The organism is Sphingobium sp. KCTC 72723 (assembly GCF_014280435.1).
Classification (GTDB): Bacteria; Pseudomonadota; Alphaproteobacteria; order Sphingomonadales; family Sphingomonadaceae; genus Sphingobium.
This window is the reverse complement of sequence record NZ_CP060388.1, coordinates 147,405-166,720: the sequence shown is the minus strand read 5'-3', so window position 1 is coordinate 166,720 and position 19,316 is coordinate 147,405. Positions and strand designations below refer to the sequence as shown.

21 protein-coding genes and 1 other RNA gene are annotated in these 19,316 nt (G+C 64.0%); 7 read left to right on the top strand and 15 right to left on the bottom strand.

Annotated features, from left to right (window positions below; translation table 11 throughout):
- Nucleotides 1–33: 33 nt before the first annotated feature.
- Nucleotides 34–1,512: a signal recognition particle protein gene (ffh, locus tag SPBM01_RS00860; RefSeq protein ID WP_188063578.1), complete on the bottom strand. Its 1,479-nt coding sequence runs from the start codon at nt 1,510–1,512 to the stop codon at nt 34–36.
- 338 nt (nt 1,513–1,850) lie between these two features.
- Here ffh and SPBM01_RS00855 point away from each other — a divergent pair, with 338 nt between their 5' ends.
- Nucleotides 1,851–3,248 carry an amino acid permease gene (locus SPBM01_RS00855; protein WP_188063577.1) on the top strand — a complete coding sequence of 466 codons (1,398 nt, stop codon included), beginning with the start codon at nt 1,851–1,853 and terminating at the stop codon, nt 3,246–3,248.
- Nucleotides 3,249–3,251: 3 nt separating this feature from the next.
- Here the strand turns inward: SPBM01_RS00855 and SPBM01_RS00850 are convergent, their stop codons facing one another.
- Complete coding sequence (locus SPBM01_RS00850) at nt 3,252–3,548, bottom strand: HigA family addiction module antitoxin (protein ID WP_188063576.1); 297 nt, start codon at nt 3,546–3,548, stop codon at nt 3,252–3,254.
- Entirely contained in the window at nt 3,538–3,858 is a 321-nt protein-coding gene (locus tag SPBM01_RS00845; RefSeq protein WP_262504296.1) for a GIY-YIG nuclease family protein, read from the bottom strand. The genes SPBM01_RS00850 and SPBM01_RS00845 overlap by 11 nt, the downstream gene beginning before the upstream one ends.
- A gap of 113 nt (nt 3,859–3,971) precedes the next feature.
- Here SPBM01_RS00845 and dapF point away from each other — a divergent pair, with 113 nt between their 5' ends.
- From dapF to SPBM01_RS00815, 6 genes are all read left to right on the top strand, one after another.
- Nucleotides 3,972–4,772, top strand: coding sequence for a diaminopimelate epimerase (gene dapF / locus SPBM01_RS00840; RefSeq protein WP_188063574.1), 801 nt, complete (start codon nt 3,972–3,974; stop codon nt 4,770–4,772).
- Between the two features lie 3 nt (nt 4,773–4,775).
- Nucleotides 4,776–6,149 (top strand): tRNA (N(6)-L-threonylcarbamoyladenosine(37)-C(2))-methylthiotransferase MtaB, encoded by a 1,374-nt coding sequence (gene mtaB / locus SPBM01_RS00835; RefSeq protein WP_188063573.1) that lies wholly within the window; start codon nt 4,776–4,778, stop codon nt 6,147–6,149.
- Nucleotides 6,146–7,084 (top strand): signal recognition particle-docking protein FtsY, encoded by a 939-nt coding sequence (gene ftsY / locus SPBM01_RS00830; RefSeq protein ID WP_188063572.1) that lies wholly within the window; start codon nt 6,146–6,148, stop codon nt 7,082–7,084. The genes mtaB and ftsY overlap by 4 nt, the downstream gene beginning before the upstream one ends.
- Before the next feature lie 105 nt (nt 7,085–7,189).
- The gene (gene ispZ / locus SPBM01_RS00825; RefSeq protein WP_188063571.1) at nt 7,190–7,849 is read left to right on the top strand and encodes a septation protein IspZ; all 660 of its coding nucleotides are present in this window, start codon (nt 7,190–7,192) and stop codon (nt 7,847–7,849) included.
- A gap of 185 nt (nt 7,850–8,034) precedes the next feature.
- On the top strand, nt 8,035–8,649 hold the full coding sequence (locus SPBM01_RS00820; RefSeq protein ID WP_188063570.1) for a superoxide dismutase: 615 nt from the start codon (nt 8,035–8,037) through the stop codon (nt 8,647–8,649).
- A 126-nt stretch (nt 8,650–8,775) separates the two neighbouring features.
- Entirely contained in the window at nt 8,776–9,213 is a 438-nt protein-coding gene (locus tag SPBM01_RS00815) for a hemerythrin domain-containing protein (protein ID WP_262504295.1), read from the top strand.
- Between the two features lie 6 nt (nt 9,214–9,219).
- Here SPBM01_RS00815 and SPBM01_RS00810 read toward each other — a convergent pair whose 3' ends face one another.
- The 12 genes from SPBM01_RS00810 to SPBM01_RS00755 form a co-directional block, all read right to left on the bottom strand.
- On the bottom strand, nt 9,220–10,752 hold the full coding sequence (locus SPBM01_RS00810; protein ID WP_188063569.1) for a methyl-accepting chemotaxis protein: 1,533 nt from the start codon (nt 10,750–10,752) through the stop codon (nt 9,220–9,222).
- A complete protein-coding gene (locus SPBM01_RS00805) occupies nt 10,749–11,024 on the bottom strand; it encodes a hypothetical protein (RefSeq protein ID WP_262504294.1) in 276 nt (91 codons plus the stop codon). Before SPBM01_RS00805 ends, SPBM01_RS00810 begins: the two co-directional genes overlap by 4 nt.
- A 108-nt stretch (nt 11,025–11,132) precedes the next feature.
- Nucleotides 11,133–11,444: a (2Fe-2S) ferredoxin domain-containing protein gene (locus SPBM01_RS00800; protein WP_188063567.1), complete on the bottom strand. Its 312-nt coding sequence runs from the start codon at nt 11,442–11,444 to the stop codon at nt 11,133–11,135.
- A gap of 10 nt (nt 11,445–11,454) precedes the next feature.
- Nucleotides 11,455–12,003 carry a J domain-containing protein gene (locus SPBM01_RS00795; protein WP_188063566.1) on the bottom strand — a complete coding sequence of 183 codons (549 nt, stop codon included), beginning with the start codon at nt 12,001–12,003 and terminating at the stop codon, nt 11,455–11,457.
- Nucleotides 12,004–12,196: 193 nt separating this feature from the next.
- Nucleotides 12,197–12,607: RNase P RNA component class A (rnpB, locus tag SPBM01_RS00790), an RNA gene on the bottom strand.
- Nucleotides 12,608–12,649: 42 nt separating this feature from the next.
- A complete protein-coding gene (locus SPBM01_RS00785; RefSeq protein ID WP_188063565.1) occupies nt 12,650–13,348 on the bottom strand; it encodes an N-acetylmuramoyl-L-alanine amidase in 699 nt (232 codons plus the stop codon).
- A 120-nt stretch (nt 13,349–13,468) separates the two neighbouring features.
- Nucleotides 13,469–14,350: a CheR family methyltransferase gene (locus tag SPBM01_RS00780; RefSeq protein ID WP_188063564.1), complete on the bottom strand. Its 882-nt coding sequence runs from the start codon at nt 14,348–14,350 to the stop codon at nt 13,469–13,471.
- On the bottom strand, nt 14,350–15,432 hold the full coding sequence (locus tag SPBM01_RS00775; RefSeq protein WP_188063563.1) for a chemotaxis protein CheB: 1,083 nt from the start codon (nt 15,430–15,432) through the stop codon (nt 14,350–14,352). The genes SPBM01_RS00780 and SPBM01_RS00775 overlap by 1 nt, the downstream gene beginning before the upstream one ends.
- Nucleotides 15,433–15,505: 73 nt before the next feature.
- Complete coding sequence (locus SPBM01_RS00770) at nt 15,506–15,871, bottom strand: response regulator (RefSeq protein ID WP_188063562.1); 366 nt, start codon at nt 15,869–15,871, stop codon at nt 15,506–15,508.
- Nucleotides 15,872–15,985: 114 nt separating this feature from the next.
- Nucleotides 15,986–16,423 carry a chemotaxis protein CheW gene (locus tag SPBM01_RS00765; protein WP_188063561.1) on the bottom strand — a complete coding sequence of 146 codons (438 nt, stop codon included), beginning with the start codon at nt 16,421–16,423 and terminating at the stop codon, nt 15,986–15,988.
- 4 nt (nt 16,424–16,427) lie between these two features.
- A complete protein-coding gene (locus SPBM01_RS00760; RefSeq protein ID WP_188063560.1) occupies nt 16,428–18,797 on the bottom strand; it encodes a chemotaxis protein CheA in 2,370 nt (789 codons plus the stop codon).
- A 136-nt stretch (nt 18,798–18,933) separates the two neighbouring features.
- Nucleotides 18,934–19,203 (bottom strand): hypothetical protein, encoded by a 270-nt coding sequence (locus tag SPBM01_RS00755; RefSeq protein WP_188065493.1) that lies wholly within the window; start codon nt 19,201–19,203, stop codon nt 18,934–18,936.
- Nucleotides 19,204–19,316 lie beyond the last annotated feature (113 nt).

The window sequence follows — 19,316 nt, the reverse complement described above, 5'->3', positions numbered from 1 at the left end:
CCTTTCTACTTCAAACCGATATGTTGGAACTGATTATTTCTTCATGAAATTCTGAAAGCCGGGCGGAAGCTTTGGCATGTTGCCGCCGCCCAATCCGCCCAGCGCGCCGCCAAGGCCCGACAGGTCGGGAGGACCACCTGCGCCATCCGGGCCGCCAAGGCCACCCATGCCGCCACCCGTGAACATCTTGGCCAGCCCTTTCAGGCCGCCCATCTTGCGGATCTTCTTCATCGCGCCTTCCATTTCCTGATGCATTTTCAGGAGACGGTTGACTTCCTGCACGCTGCGACCGGCACCCTTGGCGATGCGGATCTTGCGCTTGGCGTTGATCAGGGCGGGCTTTTCCCGCTCCTTGGGCGTCATGGAGCCGATCATCGCGTCGAGGTGGATCAGCGTCTTGTCGTTCGCGCCGCTATTGGCCATCGCTGCCTGCGCCTTTTTCAGGCCTGGCAACATGCCCGCCAGCGCGCCCAGCCCGCCCATGCGGCGCATCTGGCCCAGTTGCGCGCGCAGGTCGTTCATGTCGAACTGACCCTTGGCCATCTTCTTGGCCAGCTTGTCGGCTTCGTCCGCGTCGATGCTTTCGGCGGCGCGCTCGACCAGCGATACGACATCGCCCATGCCCAAGATACGCTGCGCGACTCGCTGCGGATGGAACACCTCCAGCGCGTCGAGTTTCTCCCCGGTGCCGGCGAACTTGATCGGGCGGCCAGTGACCGCCCGCATCGACAGCGCCGCACCACCGCGCGCGTCGCCGTCCATACGGGTCAGCACCACGCCGGTCAGCGGCACCTGGCTCGTAAAGCTCTGCGCCACATTGACCGCATCCTGACCCGTCAGCGAGTCCACGACCAGCAGGATTTCGGCAGGCGTCGCCACGTCGGCGACCGCCTTCATCTCATCCATCAGCGCCTGATCGACATGCAGGCGACCGGCGGTATCGAGCATGACGACGTCAAAGCCCTGCAACTTGGCCGACTGGAGCGCGCGACGGGCGATGTCCACCGGCTGTTGCCCCGGCACGATCGGCAGGGTCGCGACGTCGCACTGGGTGCCCAGCACCGCCAGCTGTTCCTGCGCGGCGGGGCGCTGGACGTCGAGCGACGCCATCAGCACTTTCTTACGGTCCCGCTCCTTCAGCCGCTTGGCGATCTTGGCGGTCGTCGTCGTCTTGCCCGAACCCTGCAAGCCGACCATCATGATGACGGCGGGCGGGGTGACGTCGATCATCAGGTCCGACGTGTCGGAACCCAGCGTTTCGGTGAGTGTGTCGGAGACGATCTTGACGACCATCTGCCCCGGCGTGACCGAACGCAGCACGTCGCTGCCCACGGCGCGTTCGGTCGCCTGATCGACGAACTGGCGCACGACCGGCAGCGCGACGTCGGCTTCCAGCAGCGCGATTCGCACTTCACGCATCGCGGCGCGGACATCGTCCTCCGTAAGCGCACCACGCCCACGCAGCTTGTCGAATACCCCACTCAGACGATCGCTCAGCGAATCGAACATCATCACCTCAATTGGCCCCAAAGGCCTGAAAATCTTTGCATTCCCGCCAAAACGACAAAATCGCCGGTGGGCGAAACCTCGCCAACCAGCGTCCATGCAGAACGCCTGATGCAGGCCCGTTTCCGGGTGCGCGCTCAATGGATTTGTCAGGGACCGAACGGAAACCCGCCCGATTGCAGACGCGCCCTTAGCGCAGACATGCGATAATCGCAAGTCGTGCCGCCGCCTTTCCCGTCATGGCACGCAAGGCTGGCATCCCGCTTTCTTTTGCACCACTGTGTCGCCAGAAAAACAGGGATGCCAGCCGCCGCTGGCATGAGGGATGATGAGGGAACCGCACCATGAGCTGGACACGCCGCAAGCCGATGGAGGCGATGACGCCGAGCGGCGACCAGCAGCGGCTGGCGCGAACCCTGTCCTGGCCGCATCTGCTGGCGCTGGGCGTGGGGGCGATCGTCGGCACGGGCATATTGACGCTGATCGGCGTCGGCGCGGACCGGGCCGGGCCTGCCGTTCTGCTCTCCTTTGCCATTGCGGGCGCGATCTGCGCCTGCGCCGCCCTCGCCTATGCCGAATTGTCGACCATGATGCCCGCGGCGGGCAGCGCCTACAGCTATAGCTATGTCGCGCTGGGCGAAGGGATCGCCTGGGTCGTGGGGTGGAGCCTCATTCTGGAATATTCGCTGGTCGTGTCGACGGTGGCGGTCGGCTGGTCGGGCTATGCCGCGCCGTTGCTGACCGGCATCGGTTTTCCCGTCAGCCTGACGCAGGGGCCGGAACTGGGCGGCATCATCAACCTGCCCGCCATCTTCATCATTGCGGTAGTCGCGGGCCTGCTGATGCTCGGCACCCATGAAAGCGCGCGGCTGAACAGCGTACTGGTGCTGATCAAGATCGCGACGTTGAGCCTGTTCGTCTGGTTCGCCCTGCCTGCCTTCGACGCGCAGAATTTGGAGCCGTTCATGCCGTTCGGCTTTGCCAAACATATGGGACCGGACGGGGTCGAGCGCGGCGTCATGGCCGCCGCCGCGATCATCTTCTTCGCCTTTTACGGTTTCGACGCGATTTCGACGGCGGCGGAAGAAGCCAAGAACCCGGACCGCGACCTGGCCATCGGCATCGTCGGGTCGCTGATCGTCTGCACCATCATCTATGTCCTGGTCGCTGCCGCCGCGATCGGCGCGATGCCCTTCACCCGCTTTGCCGACAGCCCCGAACCGCTGGCCCTCATCCTGCGCGAAATGGGTCAGGGCAGCGTGGCGCGGATCGTCGCCATCGCCGCCGTCATCGCCCTGCCCACTGTGCTGCTCGGCTTCCTCTATGGCCAGAGCCGCATATTTCTGGTCATGGCGCGCGACGGGTTTTTGCCGCAATCGCTGGCCAAGATTTCCAAGCGCGGAACGCCGGTGCGGATCACCATCGTGACGGCCGTGCTGGTCGCGATCATCGCGGGCCTGCTGCCGATTGACGAGATTGCCGCGCTGGCAAATGCGGGCACGCTGATCGCATTCACCGCCGTGGGTGCCTGCCTCCTCGTCCTGCGCCGCCGCTCGCCCAACTTGCGCCGTCCGTTCCGCACGCCTGCCGCGTGGTTCGTGGGGCTGGGCGCGATCGGGGGATGCGCCTATCTGTTCATCAGCCTGCCGATGCAGACGATCATGGCCTGCTTCGCGTGGAACGCGGTGGGGCTGGCGGTATATTTTCTCTATGGGCAGAAGCGGGCTGTGGTGGCGGGCTAAACATCACGCCGCCAGCGGTTTGACCTCCAGCGCATCGGCATGTTGCCGCGCCAGTGACAGATCGTGACGCATCTGCATCCGCACCAGCGTATCCGCGTCAATGCCGAACAGCTTTTCGAACCGGATCGCCATGTCCGCCGTCAAATCCTGCCGCTGATTGAGCAGGCGGCTGACGGTCTGGAGCGTGACGCACAGATGATCGGCCAGATCGCCGACTTTGAGGCCATGCGCCGCGACAATTTCGGTCTTGAGCCAATCGCCGGGATGGACCGCCAGCGAAGCGTGCATCTTAATCGCCATGACAATCCTCTTTTCCCGTTCGGGCGGAGCCTGTCGAAGCCTTGCCCTTCCCCTTGCTGCGCGCCAACAGACTGATCCGATCCCAATCACCACGAACCAACGCCAGCTTCTTGGCGCGACTCCAGCCTTTGATTCGCCGCTCCATCTCAAGCGCTTCGATACGGGTGGAAAAATATTCAGACCAGATCAGCTTCACCGGCAAACGGTCTGCCGTAAATCCTGGAATAGCGCCATGCTCATGCTGGGCGATACGTTGCTCCAAATTGTCGGTGTGCCCGACATAAAGAGCACCACGGTTGCAATGGAGCATATAGGTCCAGAAGGGCATTGCGGGAGGAAATCAGAAAGGCAAGGCTTCGACAAGCTCAGCCCGAACGGAGGTTGTGGCATTTTGACCCGCTATACCCTACATGCGCGGCCATCATGGGACGCTTTTCCAAAATGCATGGCCTGGGCAACGACTTTGTCGTGATCGACGCGCGCGTCGATGCGGTGGAGATGACGCAGGGGCGCGCGCGCGCTATTGCCGATCGTCATGCCGGGATCGGGTGCGACCAGTTGATCCTGATTGGCAACGCCGACGATGCAGATGTTTCGATGCAGATATTCAACGCCGACGGCAGCGAAGTGGAGGCGTGCGGCAACGCCACCCGCTGCGTGCCGTTGTTCGTAGGCCGCGATGTGCTGATCCGCACGCGCGCGGGCCTGCTCGACGCAAAGGTGATCGATGGCGGCGCGCGCGTCGATATGGGGGCGCCGCGTTTCGATTGGGACGCGATCCCGCTGGCCTATGCCATGGACACGCTGACCATGAGCGCGAGTTGGGAAGACCTGCCTGCGCCTGCCGCCGTCAATGTCGGCAATCCGCATGTCATCTTCTTCGTGGAGGATCTGGACGCGGTGGACACGGCCCGGCTTGGCCCGATCATCGAAACCGACCCGCTCTTTCCCGCCCGCGTGAACGTGAATTTCGCACAGGTTATGGGCGACGATCATATCCGCCTGATCGTTTGGGAAAGGGGCGCTGGCCTGACCCGCGCCTGCGGCACCGGGGCGTGCGCCACGGCCGTTGCCGCCGTGCGCCGCAAGCTGGTGCGCGGTCCCGTGACCGTCAGCCTGCCGGGCGGTGACCTGATCATCGACTGGACGCCGGGCGGCACTATCAGCATGACTGGTCCGGCCACCCATGTGTTCGATGGCGAGGCGGACTGGTCGCGCTTTTAAGCCATGGCCGGACCCGACATCATCACGCTGGGCTGCCGCCTCAACATTGCGGAGAGCGAGGCCATAAGGGATATGGCTGGCGCGCAGGACGGGCTGGTCGTCGTCAACAGTTGCGCCGTGACGGCAGAGGCGGTGCGTCAGACCCGGCAGGCGATCCGCCGCGCCCGGCGCGAACAGCCCGACGCACGGATCATCGTCACCGGATGCGCCGCGCAGACCGACCCGGAAACCTTTGGGGCAATGGCCGAAGTCGATCTGGTGCTGGGCAACCGGGAAAAGCTGGAGGCGCAAGCCTATCTTCCGTCATCCCGGCGACAGCCGGACCCTTTTTTCTCAGCGTCCTCTGCGCCTCTGCGCGAAGAGAATATTTTGCGCGCAGAGGCGCAGAGGACGCGGAGTGAAGAACGCGAAAGCCCGGCGTTCGCCGGGATAATGCCGGAGAAAATCCGCGTCGCCGACATCATGGCCGTGCGCGACACTGCGCCCCATATGGCCAGCGCCTTTGCCGATCATGCCCGCGCCTTTCTGGAGGTGCAAAATGGTTGCGACCATCGCTGCACTTTTTGCATCATCCCCTATGGCAGGGGCAACAGCCGCTCCGTTCCGGCCGGCGCAGTCGTGGACAAGGCACGCGAACTGGTGGATGCGGGCTATCGCGAAATCGTGCTGACCGGGGTGGATGTCACCAGCTATGGCCCCGACCTGCCGGGCAGCCCGTCGCTGGGTTCTCTGGTCGAACGGATATTGAAGGGCGTGCCGGACCTGCCCCGCCTGCGCCTGTCGTCCATCGACAGTGTGGAAATTGACGAACGCCTGTTCGACCTGATCGCCCACGAACCGCGCATGATGCCGCATTTGCATCTGTCGTTGCAGGCGGGCGACGACATGATCCTCAAGCGCATGAAGCGCCGCCACAGCCGGGCCGACGCGGTGCGCATCGTGGAGCGGCTCAAAAGCGCGCGCCCGGACATCAGCATTGGCGCGGACATCATCGCCGGTTTCCCGACCGAAGATGACGCGATGTTCGAAAACAGCCTGGCGCTGGTGGCCGATTGCCAGATCGTCCACGGCCATATCTTTCCCTATTCGCCGCGCACCGGCACCCCCGCCGCGCGGATGCCGCAGGTGGATCGCGCAATTATCAAGGCGCGCGCCGCCCGCCTGCGCGCCGCGTGCGAAGGGCAACGGGAAGCGTGGCTGGCATCGCTGGTCGGCACGCGCCAATCGATGCTGGTCGAACTGAGCGGCGCGCGCGGCCACGCCGAAAATTTCGCGCCGGTCCGTTTTGCCACGCCGCAAACGCCCGGCGCCATCGTGGCCGCAACGATCACGGGGCTTGAGAAGGGCGTCCTGATCGCGCAAGAGGTCGGGCAATGACTGACACAGGAACCAGCTGGCGCGATCGCCTCTTTGGCGGATTGAAGCGCACGTCCGACAAGCTCGGCGAAAATCTCACCGGCCTTTTCGGCAAGGCCGCACTCGATGACCAGACCCTCGACGAGATCGAGGAAGCGCTGATCATGACCGACCTTGGCCCCGCCATGGCCGGGCGCGTGCGCGAACGGCTGGCCGCCGGGCGTTTTAACAAGGAACTGACCGAGGATTATCTGCGCGAAATCATCGCGGAGGAAATCGAGAAGGTGCTGGCCCCGGTCGCCCGCCCGCTGGAAATAGAAGCTTTTCCCCGGCCGCAGGTGATATTGGTGATCGGCGTCAATGGTTCGGGCAAGACCACGACCATCGCCAAGCTGGCCAGCCAGTTTCTGGAACAGGATTATGGCGTGATGCTGGCGGCGGGCGACACGTTCCGCGCGGCGGCCATCGGCCAGCTTAAAATATGGGCCGATCGCCTGGGCATCCCCATCGTCGCGGGCAAGGAAGGCGGCGACGCGGCGGGCATCGTGTTCGACGCGGTCAAGCAGGCAACGGCGACCGGCATCGACGTGCTGATCGTGGACACTGCCGGGCGTTTGCAGAACAAGACCGAGCTGATGGACGAGCTGGCCAAGGTGCGCCGAGTGCTGGGCCGGTTGAACCCGGCGGCCCCCCACGACGTTGTGTTGGTGCTGGATGCCACAACGGGACAAAATGCATTGAACCAGATCGAGGTTTTCAAGGAAGTCGCGCAAGTCACTGGCCTGGTCATGACCAAGCTGGACGGCACGGCGCGCGGCGGCGTGCTGGTCGCGGCGGCGGAGAAATATCGCCTGCCCATCCATGCCATTGGCGTGGGCGAAAAGATCGAGGATCTGCGCCCGTTCGATGCAGGCGACATGGCCCGCGCCATTGCCGGGACCGCCTATGCGCGGTGATGCCCTCCTTTCGTCATGCCAGCGCAGGCTGGCATCTCCCTTCCTTCTGACCACCGCGAAGAAAAGTGGGATCCCAGCCTTCGCTGGGATGACGGAGCGATTTTGATGACCACCACCAAGCCCACCCAGCCGCCCAAACATGGCGGCACGCTCAGCCTGGCGCTCGATTTCGGGCCGCTGCTGATATTCTTCCTGACCTATAAGGGGGCCGGCTGGATCTGGGGGTGGGGCAATCCGATCACCGCGATGACGGTCGGCACCGCCGCCTTCATGGCCGCGATCGTCATTGCCGTCATCATATCCAAGGTGAAGCTGGGCCGGGTGTCGCCCATGCTGTGGCTGTCGGCGATGCTGATCCTGTTTTTCGGCGGGCTGACCATCTATTTCCACGACCAGCGCTTCATTCAGCTCAAACCCACGATCATCTACAGCTTCTTTGCGCTGATGCTGTTCGCCGGGTTGCTGCGCGGCCAGCCGCTGCTCAAATATCTGCTTCAGGCCGCCTATGACGGATTGTCGCACACCGGCTGGATGAAGCTGTCGCGCAACTGGGCCTTGTTCTTCGTGGGCATGGCCATTGCCAACGAAGCCATGCGCCGTTCGATGGACTTCGACACATGGCTGGCGGTCAAGGTGTGGGGCGTCACCATCGTTTCGGTCGTCTTTGCCGCTGCCAATGTGCCGATGCTGATGCGCCACGGCCTTAATCTGGGCGACGGGCTGGACAGCGACGAAGTGGGTGAAACCACCCCGCCGCAGGGATAATTGCCGGCCGTTTCTGCAATCGTTTCGCAATAGTCACATATGGGTTTTCATGGGCGCAGGGTGCGCATATGGGACAAGGGCGGTCGCGCCAGCGCCCCGCCCGGACCATGATCCGGTCCATTGAACCAATCGGCCGCGCCAGCCGTTGTGCGACCGTCCCCATTACGAAACCGAGGAGTTCCGCCATGGCCTTTGTTCTTCCCGACCTGCCCTATGCCAAGGACGCTTTCGGCGACATCCTGTCGGTCGAAACGTTCGATTTCCATCATGGCAAGCATCACAATGCCTATGTCGTGAAGGCCAATGAACTGGTCGCCGCCGACGCAAGCCTTCAGGGCAAGTCGCTGGTCGAACTGATCAAGACGGCCAAGGGCGGTCTGTTCAACCAGGTCGGCCAGATCTGGAACCACACCTTCTACTGGAAGTCGTTGTCGCCGACCAAGACCGCGCCGACCGGCGACCTGCTGGCCAAGATCGAGGACGCTTTCGGTTCGGTCGACGCCCTGATCGACAAGATGAAGGCGGAGGCCGTCGGCCATTTCGCCAGCGGCTGGGCTGCGCTGATCCTCAAGGACGGCAAGCTGGAAGTCACCAGCTATCATGACGCCGACACCCCCGTCGCGCATGAAGACCATGCGCCGCTGCTGATCCTCGATGTATGGGAACATGCCTATTATATCGACTATCGCAACCTGCGCCCCGCCTATGCCGAAAAGCTGCTGAAGGAAGCGATCAACTGGGATTTTGCAGCGGAAAATCTGGACGGTCAAGGCGCCAGCCGCGCCGACCAGCCGGCCTGACAGGAACATGACGCCCGGTTCCCATTGGGACCGGGCGTCTTGCCTTTCCCGCCCATAATGGCGGGAACACAATCTTTTATTAAGGCGCGCCAGCCATCATGATTTCCGTAGGGACGGAGATGTCACATGATGGACTTGACCGAACTGCGCCGTCAGCATGACGATATCAGCCTGACGGCGAAACAGCTGACGCAGGCGACCGCCAATGTGGCGCATCCGGCCCAGGTCGGGGCGATTCGATGGCAACTGGCACGCCAGTTGATGGCCCATCTGGCGCTCGAAGATCGCATACTCTACCCCGCGCTGCAAAAATCGGGTGATACTCAGGTCCGCGATACCGCTGCCCGGCTTCAGACCGAAACCGGCGCGCTGGCCGACGCCTTTGCCACTTATATGTCGGCATGGAGCGATGATCGCGTTGCCCGCGACTGGAGCGGTTTCTGTTCGGAAACCGCCCGCATATTGACCGCGCTGACCGATCGGATCGACCGGGAAAACAAGCGGCTCTACCCCCTCGCAGATGGGGCGCGCTCGACCGGCGAACCGATCAGGCGCGCGGGCTAACAGCGCTCACGCCGCTTCCAGCTGGGCCACGAACAGATCGGTCGCCCGTTGCAGATTCTGCGCCGTCCGCGACAGGCCAGTCGCCGCGCTCGACACTCGGTCCGACAGGCTTTCGGTGTTGCGCGCGACATCGGCCACGCCCTCCATCTGGCGCGTCATTTCGGTCGCATCGCGCGCGGTATCCTGCGCCGACTGGTTGATTGCCGCCGTCGCATCGCGCTGATCGGCGGCGGCGCGCTGGATAGCATCGGCCGCGTCCGCCAATTGTTCGACGGCCCCCGCCACATCGGACAAGGCTTCGCGCGCGACGCCCGCGCCCTGCCGTGCCGACCATGCCAGCGACTGGATTTCGCCCGTGGCGCTGCTTGTCTGGCTGGCCAATTGCTTGACCTCTCCCGCGACCACGGCAAAACCGCGTCCGACATCGCCGGCCCGCGCCGCCTCGATCGTGGCGTTGAGCGCCAGCAAGTTGGTACGGGACGCAATATCGTTGATCGAATCGGCAAAGCTGGTGATCGACGCAGTGCGTCCTTCCATGTCCTGCACCGCCAGATGCCCGGCGCTCGACACGCGCTGCGCTTCGCCGCCAAGCGTCGCCTGCTGCTGGGCCGCAGTCGCGATGGCCGTGATCGACTGGGACAAACGCTCGATCCGCCGGGCCAGCAATGCGGCGCTGGCAGAGGATTGTTCGGCCGCCGCCACCGTTTCGCCTGTTCCCATGCTGGCCCGCCGGGCCAGACCGTTCAGCAACTGGGCCGATTCTTCCAGTTCATGCGTCGCCGCCCCGACCGCGCCGACGATGCCCGACACCGATTCGCGAAATTCGCGCACCAGCGCCAGCGTCGCGTCACGCCGGTCCGCCGCCATCCGCGCCATATCCTTTTCCTGCGTGCGCCGCAGCGCCGCTTCGCGCGCATCCGCATCGCGACTCGCCACCATCGCCGCTTCGGCCGCACCGCGCCCTGCCTGTGCCTGCTCGGTCAGACGGGATGATTGTTCGATATGGCCATCGAGCGCACGCAACATCGCACGCAGACGCACGGTCAGATAGCTCAGCACCGCCGCTTGCAGGATGACGGCGACACCATGGATCGCCACCCGTTCCAGGTCGCTGCCGCCGGGAAACACCCAAGTCGGCACGATGAAGTTCAGCACCAGATGATGCAGCGCCACCAACCCGGCACCCAGCCAGATCGGCCGCCAGTCATACAGCAGCGCCAGCCCCGCCAGCGCCACGAAGAAATACATATGCCCGTCCATCTGCCACGCATGGCCCGACAGCAGGAACAGGCCGATGGCAGGCTGCACCGCCGCCAGCGTCCCCATGGCCAGCCGCGCGACGATGTCGGTGCGCTGCTGGAGCAGCATAAGGGTCGGCAGGATGTTGACCAGCATCGACAGCGCCAGCGCCTGCCCGCCATGCACGCCGGGCAGCAACAGCGTCGCAACGCCCAGCATCAGCGTCCACAGCCAACTGGCAAACAGCAGCACCCGCAATCCCTGAAGCCGCAATCGGGTAAGGCTCGTTTCGGCACTCATCGACCGGACTCCCCGCATCCACGCGCCGCGCTGGACAGGGCGATGACGCCATGGCGCAGCAATGGCCCGACCAGCAGGTCGCGCTGTCCATCGACCAGCAGGGAACCCGTCCATGGGCCTGCCGCGACCAGCCGCGCGCCATGGTCGATCGCGACGGCGGCAAGCGTCGCACGCCCCTGCGCCGATAGCGGCACCAGCACCATGCGGCCTTGTGCCGGTGGAACGGCATAAAGGCCGACCAGCCCGACAAGGACCAAAACAGATTGCGCCAACAAGGGCAACCAGCGTCGAAAGGAGGAAGATCGAGACATTCCATCCGATTAGGATAGATTGGTAAGTATTGGATTAACGATGTTGAAAAGCAGCGTGGATTGAGCCGCTTAGGGCGTGTCGCCAGTCAGCCCCAATGCCTGACCCAGCGCATCCAGATCCGCGCCCGGCTGCACCAGCAACCAGTCGCGGCTCTGCGCGCCATTGACGATGGTCACGGCCCCTTTGGGGCATACGCCAAGGCAGCTGACCTCGACGATGCCCGCCGCTGCCTTGCGCCCCTTGCCCAGCGACAAATGCCGCCGCAGCGCCTTGGCCAGCCGCTCATTCCCTTTCGGACCGAAGCCACCGTCCAGCTTCTTTTCGCATTTGCGGCATATCAGCACGGCATTCTGCCAGTTGGAACGGACCCTGTCCTTCAACAGTCCATCCTCAATCGACTGCGCCGCGCGGCTTCCAGGTCCGCCGTTCCTCGGCGGTGCGCAACACTTCATAGGCTGCCTGAATCGCCTGAAACATCACCGCTGCCTGCGCGTCGCCGGGCTTGACGTCGGGGTGAAACTCCTTGGCCAGCCGCCGCCAGCTTTTCTTGACCGCCTCGAAATCGGCATCGTCTTCCAGTTCCAGCGCCTTGAGCGCGTGCATTTCGTCGCGCGAACGGCTGCCGTCGCCCGGCCCGCCCCAGCTATGATAGGCGCTGCCCTGATAACCGCCCGCGTCGCGTCGCTCGTCCCGCTCGCGCTGTTCGCGCTCTTCCTGGTCCAGTCCCTGAAAATAGTCCCAGTTGCGGTTATATTCGCCCGCATGATCGGGGCAGAAATACCAGCGTTCCGGGCTGTTGGGGGATTTGGGCGCGGGGCAGTCGCCCGGCTGGTCGCAACCAAAGCGGTCGCACATGCGGACGCGCTGCGCCTCACGCGATGCACCATAGGCGCGCCAGCGGGGAAAGCCCCAGTCATTGGATCGGCTGTTTCGTGCCATGGTTCCGAATTAGGGAAGGTGCGGGCGGAAAGCCACCCCACCTGCAATATTTGCTGAGAGCCTGTTGGGAAATGCGCGAAAGAGCAGATTTTGCAGTCCGCACCGCCCCCCCCCCGCCCGGCCATCCGTTCAGGATATTCTGTGGGTGGCCGGGTGGGGGGGGGCGGGCCGGTGCGGCAAAATATCTCAAATAAATGCCAGAGGGCCTGTAAGCCGGGTTCTGTCCACCCGCGACCTGCGTCGAAGGATAGGCGACCATTCCTCTAGGGAACGGATTGCTCCGTTCCTCAAGCAACCAACCCGGACGATCTCAGCCGAAACTGGCCTAGCGATTTTGACATCGCGCGCCGTCCCTATTCGGTCTTGCTCCCGGTGGGGTTTACCGTGCCGCCTTGCGTTGCCGCAGACGCGGTGCGCTCTTACCGCACCCTTTCAATTTCGCCCGCCCGAAGGCTTAGTCTAAAAGACTGAGGCGACCTGCTTTCTGTTGCACTGTCCCTTGGATCGCTCCAGCCGGTCGTTAACCGGCACCGTCATTTCGTGGAGCCCGGACTTTCCTCGCCGTGGAAGTTACCCGCCACGCCGCGGCCGCCCGGCCCTCTGGCGCGCTCGCCTCTATCGGCTTGGCGGCCATGAGTCACCCCACTTATTCATCGCCCCTGGGCTTGGGCAGCAACAGCGCGAGCAGGATGGCGCGACATTCGCCACAAATCACCCCGTCGATTACTTCTGGACGGAAGCGACGCTGGAATGCGACCACCGCGGCCTGCGGATCGGCAATGTCATAGCCAAAGCGTTCCAGCGCCAGCATGAAGCCGCTGTCGGTCCAGTGCGGGTCCATCAGATTCTTGGTCGGGCGCGGCAGCGCCAGCCGCAACCGCGCCAGTTGCGCCCAGGGGAACAGCTCGCCCGGATCCTGCTTGCGCGCGGGCGCAATGTCGCTGTGGCCGACGATATTGCCGCGCGTGATGCCATGGCGCTGGACGATGGCATGGACCAGCGGGATCAACGACCCCATCTGCGCTTCGGGGAAAGGGCGATAGCCCCATTCATGCCCCGGATTGACGATCTCTATGCCGATGCTGGCGCTGTTGATGTCGTCCATCCCGCGCCAGTGCGATCGGCCCGCGTGCCACGCCCGCTTGGCTTCATCGACCATGCGGATGATCTGGCCATCTTCGGTCACGACATAATGGGCCGACACTTTGGATTCGGGATTGGCCAGCCAGTTGATCGCGCTCGCAGCATCCGGCATCCCGGTATAGTGCAGCACCAGCATGGTGATGGGCAGGCTGCGCTCATCGAAATTGGGCGACGGCGTTTCGATCATCGGCATGTCGGTCATCGGGAAAGGCCAGTTACCAGAGCATCCAACGCATTGCGTCCTTTACGGCCAGCTTCACCAGAAGCCACGTTGACAGGGACAATGACGCAGAGCCGCACGGCAATCAAGCGCGTTGCGCAGTTACCCCGCGCGCCGCACCCGGCCCATCGTCCCGTCCGGCACGGCCGCCTGCCGCGCATAGCCGCCGCGGAAATCGGGATGGGCGGTGAAATCATCGCCATGGCCAATCACGGTTTCGCCCGCGCCCAGCAGCAATATCGACCGGGCATGGCTGTGCCGACCCAGCAATTGCAACACCGCCTGCCGCCGTTCCGGCGTGAAGTAGAGCAGCACGTTGCGGCATAGCAGCAGGTCGTAGGCACCGCTCGGCGCCTTGGCATCGAACAGATTATCGTGGCGGAAATCGATCATCCGGCGCAGTTCGGGGCTGGCCCGCCAATCTTCCCCCGCAGGTTCGAACCATTTGATGAGGTCGCCGACGCCCAGGCCGCGCTGTACGTCCATCTGCGAAAATATGCCCGATCGCGCCTGCTCGATCGCGGCGGTGGAAATGTCGGTCGCCAATATCTCGATCCGCCACCCGCTCCAGCGCGCGGCGTCGTTACGCAGGCGGATCGCCAGCGAATAGGCCTCCTGCCCCGTCGAACAGCCTGCGCTCCAGATCCGCAGCGTCCGATCCGGCCGATCGGCGTGGATGGCGGGCAGGATCTGGCGGTGAATCATGTCGAAAATCTGGAGGTCGCGAAAGAAGCTGCTTTCATTGTTGAGCAGCGCGTTGACCACATCGGCTTCCAGCCCCGTATCCCCCTTGCGCAGCAAACGGGCGGCCAGTTCGTCCATGTCGGTCAGGCCATGGGTCCGCATGACCGGGCGCAGCGCGGTTTCCATCCGCCATGCGCGCCCTTCCGACAATATCTGCCCGGTGCGCGCTTCCAGCAGGCCCGACAGGACGCGCGCGGCCCCCTGAAACGCAGCAGAAGCGGAGGGCGGCGGCATGACCATCAAACAAAAACCTTCCCGCGTCTTGCGACGAAATCCATGATCGCCTGCGGTTCCATCACGGCGCAGGTCAACCCTGCCCCCGCGACCGATCCCGGCATTCCCCACACCACGCTGCTCGCTTCATCCTGCGCCACGATCCAGCCGCCAGCGGCCACGATGTCGCGCGCTCCCACGGTCCCGTCGCGCCCCATGCCGGTCAGCACGACCCCGGCGGCACCCGCGCCATAGACGTCGGCCATGCTGGCGAACATCGGATCGACACCGGGCAAATTGCCCGCAGGCGTGCGTTCGGAGTTTAAGATGATCGTCACCCGCCCGTGCAATCCCCGCCGCAATATCAGATTGGCGTCACCCGGCGCGACATAGACGGTATCGGGCATCAGCGTATCGCCGGTTTGCGCGACATGCACTTTCAGGCTGGTCATCCGCGCCAGTTGTTGCGCGAAATAGACAGTGAAGCTTGCCGGCAGATGCTGGGTCAGCAACACCGGCACGCCCAGCGGTGCGGCAAGGCCCGCAAAAAGCTGCGCCAGCGCATGAATGCCGCCCGTCGATGCGCCAATGCCCAGGCACGCGATCGGTTGCGCGGCAGGCTGTACCACCGGCGGCATCGCCGGGCGCGATGGTGCCTGCGGCGCGGGCCTGTCGGCAAACAGCCGGTTGAGCCGTTCGATCAGTGCCTGGGGGAAATTTTCGCCGAAACTGCCGCTGCCCGGCTTCGACACGATGTCGCTTGCGCCCAGCGCCAGCGCCTCGATCGCCGCCGCGCTGCCTTCCTCGCACTTGCCCGAAAGGATCGCGACCTTCACCTGCCCGTTGGCGCGCAGAATGGCGGGCAGCGCGGCCAGCCCGCTCTGCCCCGGCAATTCGATGTCCAACAGCACCAGATCGACATCATTGTCGGCGACATAGCCCAGCGCCTGTTCGGCATTGCTGGCCTTATGGACCACGGCATAGGCCGGATCGGCGTTCAGGATACGCTCGATCACGGTTCGCACGACGACCGAATCGTCCACAACCAAAGTGCGCACCTGCGTGCGCGCGCTCCTGTCACTGGTCATGATCGGCATGTTGACGGTCATCACGGGTCTTTCCGCACGAAAGATGAAGGGAAGGCTGGGAATACTCCTTGAACAGGGCAGGCAGGCCGCCCGGCTAGATGACGCCGACGATCGCCAGTTTGCTTTCCAGCGTTTCACGATCGAACGGCTTCATCACATATTCGTCCGCCCCGGCCTCGACCGCTGCCTTGATATGGCTGATGCCGTTTTCGGTGGTGCAGAAAATGATCTTGGGCCGCGCCGCCATCTTCGCGCTCGACAGCGCCTGGAGAAACTCCATCCCGCTCATGACCGGCATGTTCCAGTCGAGCAGGACCACGTCCGGGGCGGAAGCCTCGCACTGGGTCAGGGCATCCTGCCCGTCCACCGCTTCGCTGACGGTCAGGTCGAGTGATTCCAGAATGTGGCGAGCCACCTTGCGGATGACCTTCGAATCGTCGACGACCAGGCAATTCTTCATGAAGCGTCCCTTTATTTTATACGTCCCGGTTCAATGGGCCGGATGATCAGCATAGCCGGCAAAGCCAAGCAATTGGTAAACGCGCCGGTTTTTCTGTTCGATAATGACGATTTATCAGGCGGCCTGCGCCAGGCCGCCTCCTTCGATGAAACCAGCGAGCGACACCAGCAGCCAGGGCTGGCCGTCATGCTCGACAATGGCGCGCGCATAGGGCGCCCAGACCGCGTCCAGCTGACCGCGCAGGGGCAGTTCACCCTCCGGCACGCGACATATGTCCGTTACGCCATCGACCATCAGGCCATAGCTGTGGCCGCTGATATTGGCGATGATCGCCAGGCCGCGCCGTTCGGGCGCAGTCGGCACGCCATGGATCAACGCCGCGACATCGATGATGGTCAGCACCCGGCTGCGCAGGGCGGAAAGGCCCGCGACATGCGCGCCCATGCCCGGCACCGGCGACACATCGGTCAGCTTCACGACGGCCTCCACCTCGCCCGTTTCCACGGCGATGCGCGTGTCGGCCAGCGTTGCGAAAAGATATAGTCTGTCCATGATCCTATCCCCGTCCGATCGCTGCCATCAGCGCGTCCTGATCGTAACGATAGATGCTGCCATCCTGCGGCCCGGTGGCGCGCGGCGACGCGCGCAGGTGGACGACCCGGCAACCGACCAGATCGGCCATGATCCCGGCGGCCTGCGCGGCATCTGCGCCGGTGCATAGCACCACGTCGCCCGGATCCACTGCTGCATCACCGGGCAGGCCCAGCACCACTTCATGCCCCGCCTGCCGCAGCAACGGCGCCAATATCTCGCGCGTCCAGCCATCGTCACCATCTGCCAGCACGCACCGGCCGCGCGCCCGCTCCACGATCGCATCGTCAGGCAGCCCGGCGAACAGGGCGAAAGGATTGACGACTTCCAGATGTTCGCCATCGATGACCGCAACGCCGCTCAATATGCCGTGCATAGCCACCATGTCCGGCACCATCGGCATCTGGACGATGTCCAGCACTGCGGCGACCGGATAGCAGGCTTCGCGCTGACCATCGCGCAGGCGCAGGGCCGAAACCTTTGCGCCATCGAAATTCGACAGGCCATTGGCCACCGGCACCAGCCGCCCGTCCAGCCGCACGAAGGCGCGACCGCCCGACCGGCCGAACAGGGTCACGTCGATATCCTCGACCCGTTCGATCAACGACAGCTTGAGCAGGCGGCGTTCGCCCGAACATTCCTCGAACCGCAGCGCAGCGACCATTTCGACGCCGCTCTGCGCATCGGCTTGTTCCTCCAGCGCCTTGGCTGCGCGATCGTCTATGATGTTGGTCAGGCCGGCCGCACTGGCCAGCCCCGCCGCATCCAGCAACAGCATCGGCTTGCCATTGTCGGGCAATGTCATGCCGGCATAAACGCCCGTCGCCATCACCAGCGGCGACGCGGGACGGATCACCAGTTCCTCATGATTGTCCACGGCCGACACGCCCATGGCAAAGGGGACGCCGGTTGCCGACCGCACCACCATGATGGCGCGCGGTCCCGACTGCGCAGGCATGGCCATGCCCAGCACATCTTCCAGATCGATCATCGAATGGCGGATCCCGCGAATGGCGGCGATCTTGGCCCCGCCGACCGCGCTGATGCGCAGCGTGTCGTTATTGTCGTGCAATATCTCCACGACCGCCGAACGCGGGATGGCGAAGTGCAAGCCGCCCGCACGCACGATCAGGCCCGGAATGATGGTCAGCGTCAACGGCACCCGCAACGTGATGCACAGCCCCTGCCCCGGATGATTGTCCAGCGCGATGACCCCGCCGATCCGCTCCACATTGGCGCGAACCACGTCCATGCCCACGCCGCGCCCGGAAATCGCCGTCACTGCATTTGCCGTCGACAGGCCGGGGTGAAAGATGAGGTCGAGCTTCTCCTGATCGGTCATCCGCGCCGCTGCTTCAGGCGTCAGCCGCCCGGCACCGATCGCCTTTTCCACCAGCCGCGCGCTATTGATGCCTGCGCCATCGTCGCTGATCGCAATGACGATCTGGTTGCCAGACTGGCGCGCTTCCAGCCGCAGCTTGCCGATTTCCGGCTTGCCGACTGCCCGGCGGGCTTCGGGGGTTTCAATCCCATGGTCGATGCTGTTGCGGACGATATGGGTGAGCGGGTCGACGACCATCTCCACCATTTCCCGGTCCATCTCCACGTCGCCGCCTTCGAGCGTCAGGTCGATCTGCTTGCCGAGGTCACGGCCAAGATCGCGTACCATGCGCGGAATTGCGGCGAACAGCCGGTCGACGCGCTGCATCCGCGTCTTGGAAATGACATCGCGCATATCCGCGACGCAGGTGGAAAGCCGCTCGAACACTGTGTCCAGTTCGGCGTCCACCGAACGCTCACGCAATTTGCGCGACAATTCGTTGCGCGCCAGCACCATGTCCGACACGCCGTTCATCAACTGGTCGATCAGGCTGAGGGGCAGGCGGATCGTGCGCGGTCCCGACTGGCCGCCCTGTCGCGGGGCAGCGACTGGCGCGGCGCTGGCTTCGGCCTGCACCGGCTGTTCGGGCTGCGCTGTCAGCGCCGCGATCAGATAATCGTCATTCTCATGCGGCAATGCCGCGCCGACAGCGACCGCTTCGGCCAATTCGCCGATCCGGTCCATCAGGCCCAGCACCGCGCTGACCGTTGCAGGATCGGCCACTTTCTTGCCAGCGCGAATGTCCGACAGCACATCTTCGGCCGCGTGGCTCAATCGTTCGAACCGGGGCAGGTTCAGGAAGCCACAGCTGCCCTTGACCGTGTGAAAGAAGCGGAAGATCGCGTCGAGCCGGTCGCGGTCGGTCGGATCGGTTTCCCACGCCACGACCTCCCCCGCCAGTGCCTCCAGCGTTTCCTGAGTCTCGGATATGAATTCCTGAAGTAAATCGTCCATTCCACCGGTCCCATGGATACGCGCACGGATCACCATGGGGTTGCGTGGTTAAGGCCGCGTTAAAGGCCGCACGACGCGCACGAAAAGGGGCGCCGTGGCCATGCCACGACGCCCCTCAATCTCGTTGAAAAAGCGCTTACTGCTGCTTTTCGACGGCGTCCTCGGCCTTGTCGCCGGCTTCGCGCGTGGCGTCGGCCTTGTTTTCCAGTGCGTCGGCGGCGTTTTCAGCCGCATTTTCGGCGCTGCCGGTCAAGTTATCAGCCATGTCTTCCATATTGTCGGCCTGGTTTTCGAGCGCGTCCGCCTTGTTCTCGTAAGCGTTCTCGACCTGGTTTTCCTTGGCGGAATCGCACGCGGCGAGGGCGACAAGGCTGGCGAGGCCAAGGATCTTGACGAAAGTTTTCACGGCGTATTCTCCTGTTGCGCCCCCTGGGGCAGACATCATTTGGTTAGGGCTTCACACAGCGAACACCGCCTGAAACCCTGACGCCGATCAACCGGCCGCGCGCCCGATGGTTC

Excerpts from the sequence above, each read along its gene's own strand:
- ffh (WP_188063578.1), bottom strand. The coding sequence starts at position 1,512 with ATGATGTTCGATTCGCTGAGCGATCGTCTGAGTGGGGTATTCGACAAG.
- SPBM01_RS00855 (WP_188063577.1), top strand. The coding sequence starts at position 1,851 with ATGAGCTGGACACGCCGCAAGCCGATGGAGGCGATGACGCCGAGCGGC.
- SPBM01_RS00850 (WP_188063576.1), bottom strand. The coding sequence starts at position 3,548 with ATGGCGATTAAGATGCACGCTTCGCTGGCGGTCCATCCCGGCGATTGG.
- SPBM01_RS00845 (WP_262504296.1), bottom strand. The coding sequence starts at position 3,858 with ATGCTCCATTGCAACCGTGGTGCTCTTTATGTCGGGCACACCGACAAT.
- dapF (WP_188063574.1), top strand. The coding sequence starts at position 3,972 with ATGGGACGCTTTTCCAAAATGCATGGCCTGGGCAACGACTTTGTCGTG.
- mtaB (WP_188063573.1), top strand. The coding sequence starts at position 4,776 with ATGGCCGGACCCGACATCATCACGCTGGGCTGCCGCCTCAACATTGCG.
- ftsY (WP_188063572.1), top strand. The coding sequence starts at position 6,146 with ATGACTGACACAGGAACCAGCTGGCGCGATCGCCTCTTTGGCGGATTG.
- ispZ (WP_188063571.1), top strand. The coding sequence starts at position 7,190 with ATGACCACCACCAAGCCCACCCAGCCGCCCAAACATGGCGGCACGCTC.
- SPBM01_RS00820 (WP_188063570.1), top strand. The coding sequence starts at position 8,035 with ATGGCCTTTGTTCTTCCCGACCTGCCCTATGCCAAGGACGCTTTCGGC.
- SPBM01_RS00815 (WP_262504295.1), top strand. The coding sequence starts at position 8,776 with ATGATGGACTTGACCGAACTGCGCCGTCAGCATGACGATATCAGCCTG.
- SPBM01_RS00810 (WP_188063569.1), bottom strand. The coding sequence starts at position 10,752 with ATGAGTGCCGAAACGAGCCTTACCCGATTGCGGCTTCAGGGATTGCGG.
- SPBM01_RS00795 (WP_188063566.1), bottom strand. The coding sequence starts at position 12,003 with ATGGCACGAAACAGCCGATCCAATGACTGGGGCTTTCCCCGCTGGCGC.
- SPBM01_RS00785 (WP_188063565.1), bottom strand. The coding sequence starts at position 13,348 with ATGACCGACATGCCGATGATCGAAACGCCGTCGCCCAATTTCGATGAG.
- SPBM01_RS00780 (WP_188063564.1), bottom strand. The coding sequence starts at position 14,350 with ATGGTCATGCCGCCGCCCTCCGCTTCTGCTGCGTTTCAGGGGGCCGCG.
- SPBM01_RS00775 (WP_188063563.1), bottom strand. The coding sequence starts at position 15,432 with ATGACCGTCAACATGCCGATCATGACCAGTGACAGGAGCGCGCGCACG.
- SPBM01_RS00770 (WP_188063562.1), bottom strand. The coding sequence starts at position 15,871 with ATGAAGAATTGCCTGGTCGTCGACGATTCGAAGGTCATCCGCAAGGTG.
- SPBM01_RS00765 (WP_188063561.1), bottom strand. The coding sequence starts at position 16,423 with ATGGACAGACTATATCTTTTCGCAACGCTGGCCGACACGCGCATCGCC.
- SPBM01_RS00760 (WP_188063560.1), bottom strand. The coding sequence starts at position 18,797 with ATGGACGATTTACTTCAGGAATTCATATCCGAGACTCAGGAAACGCTG.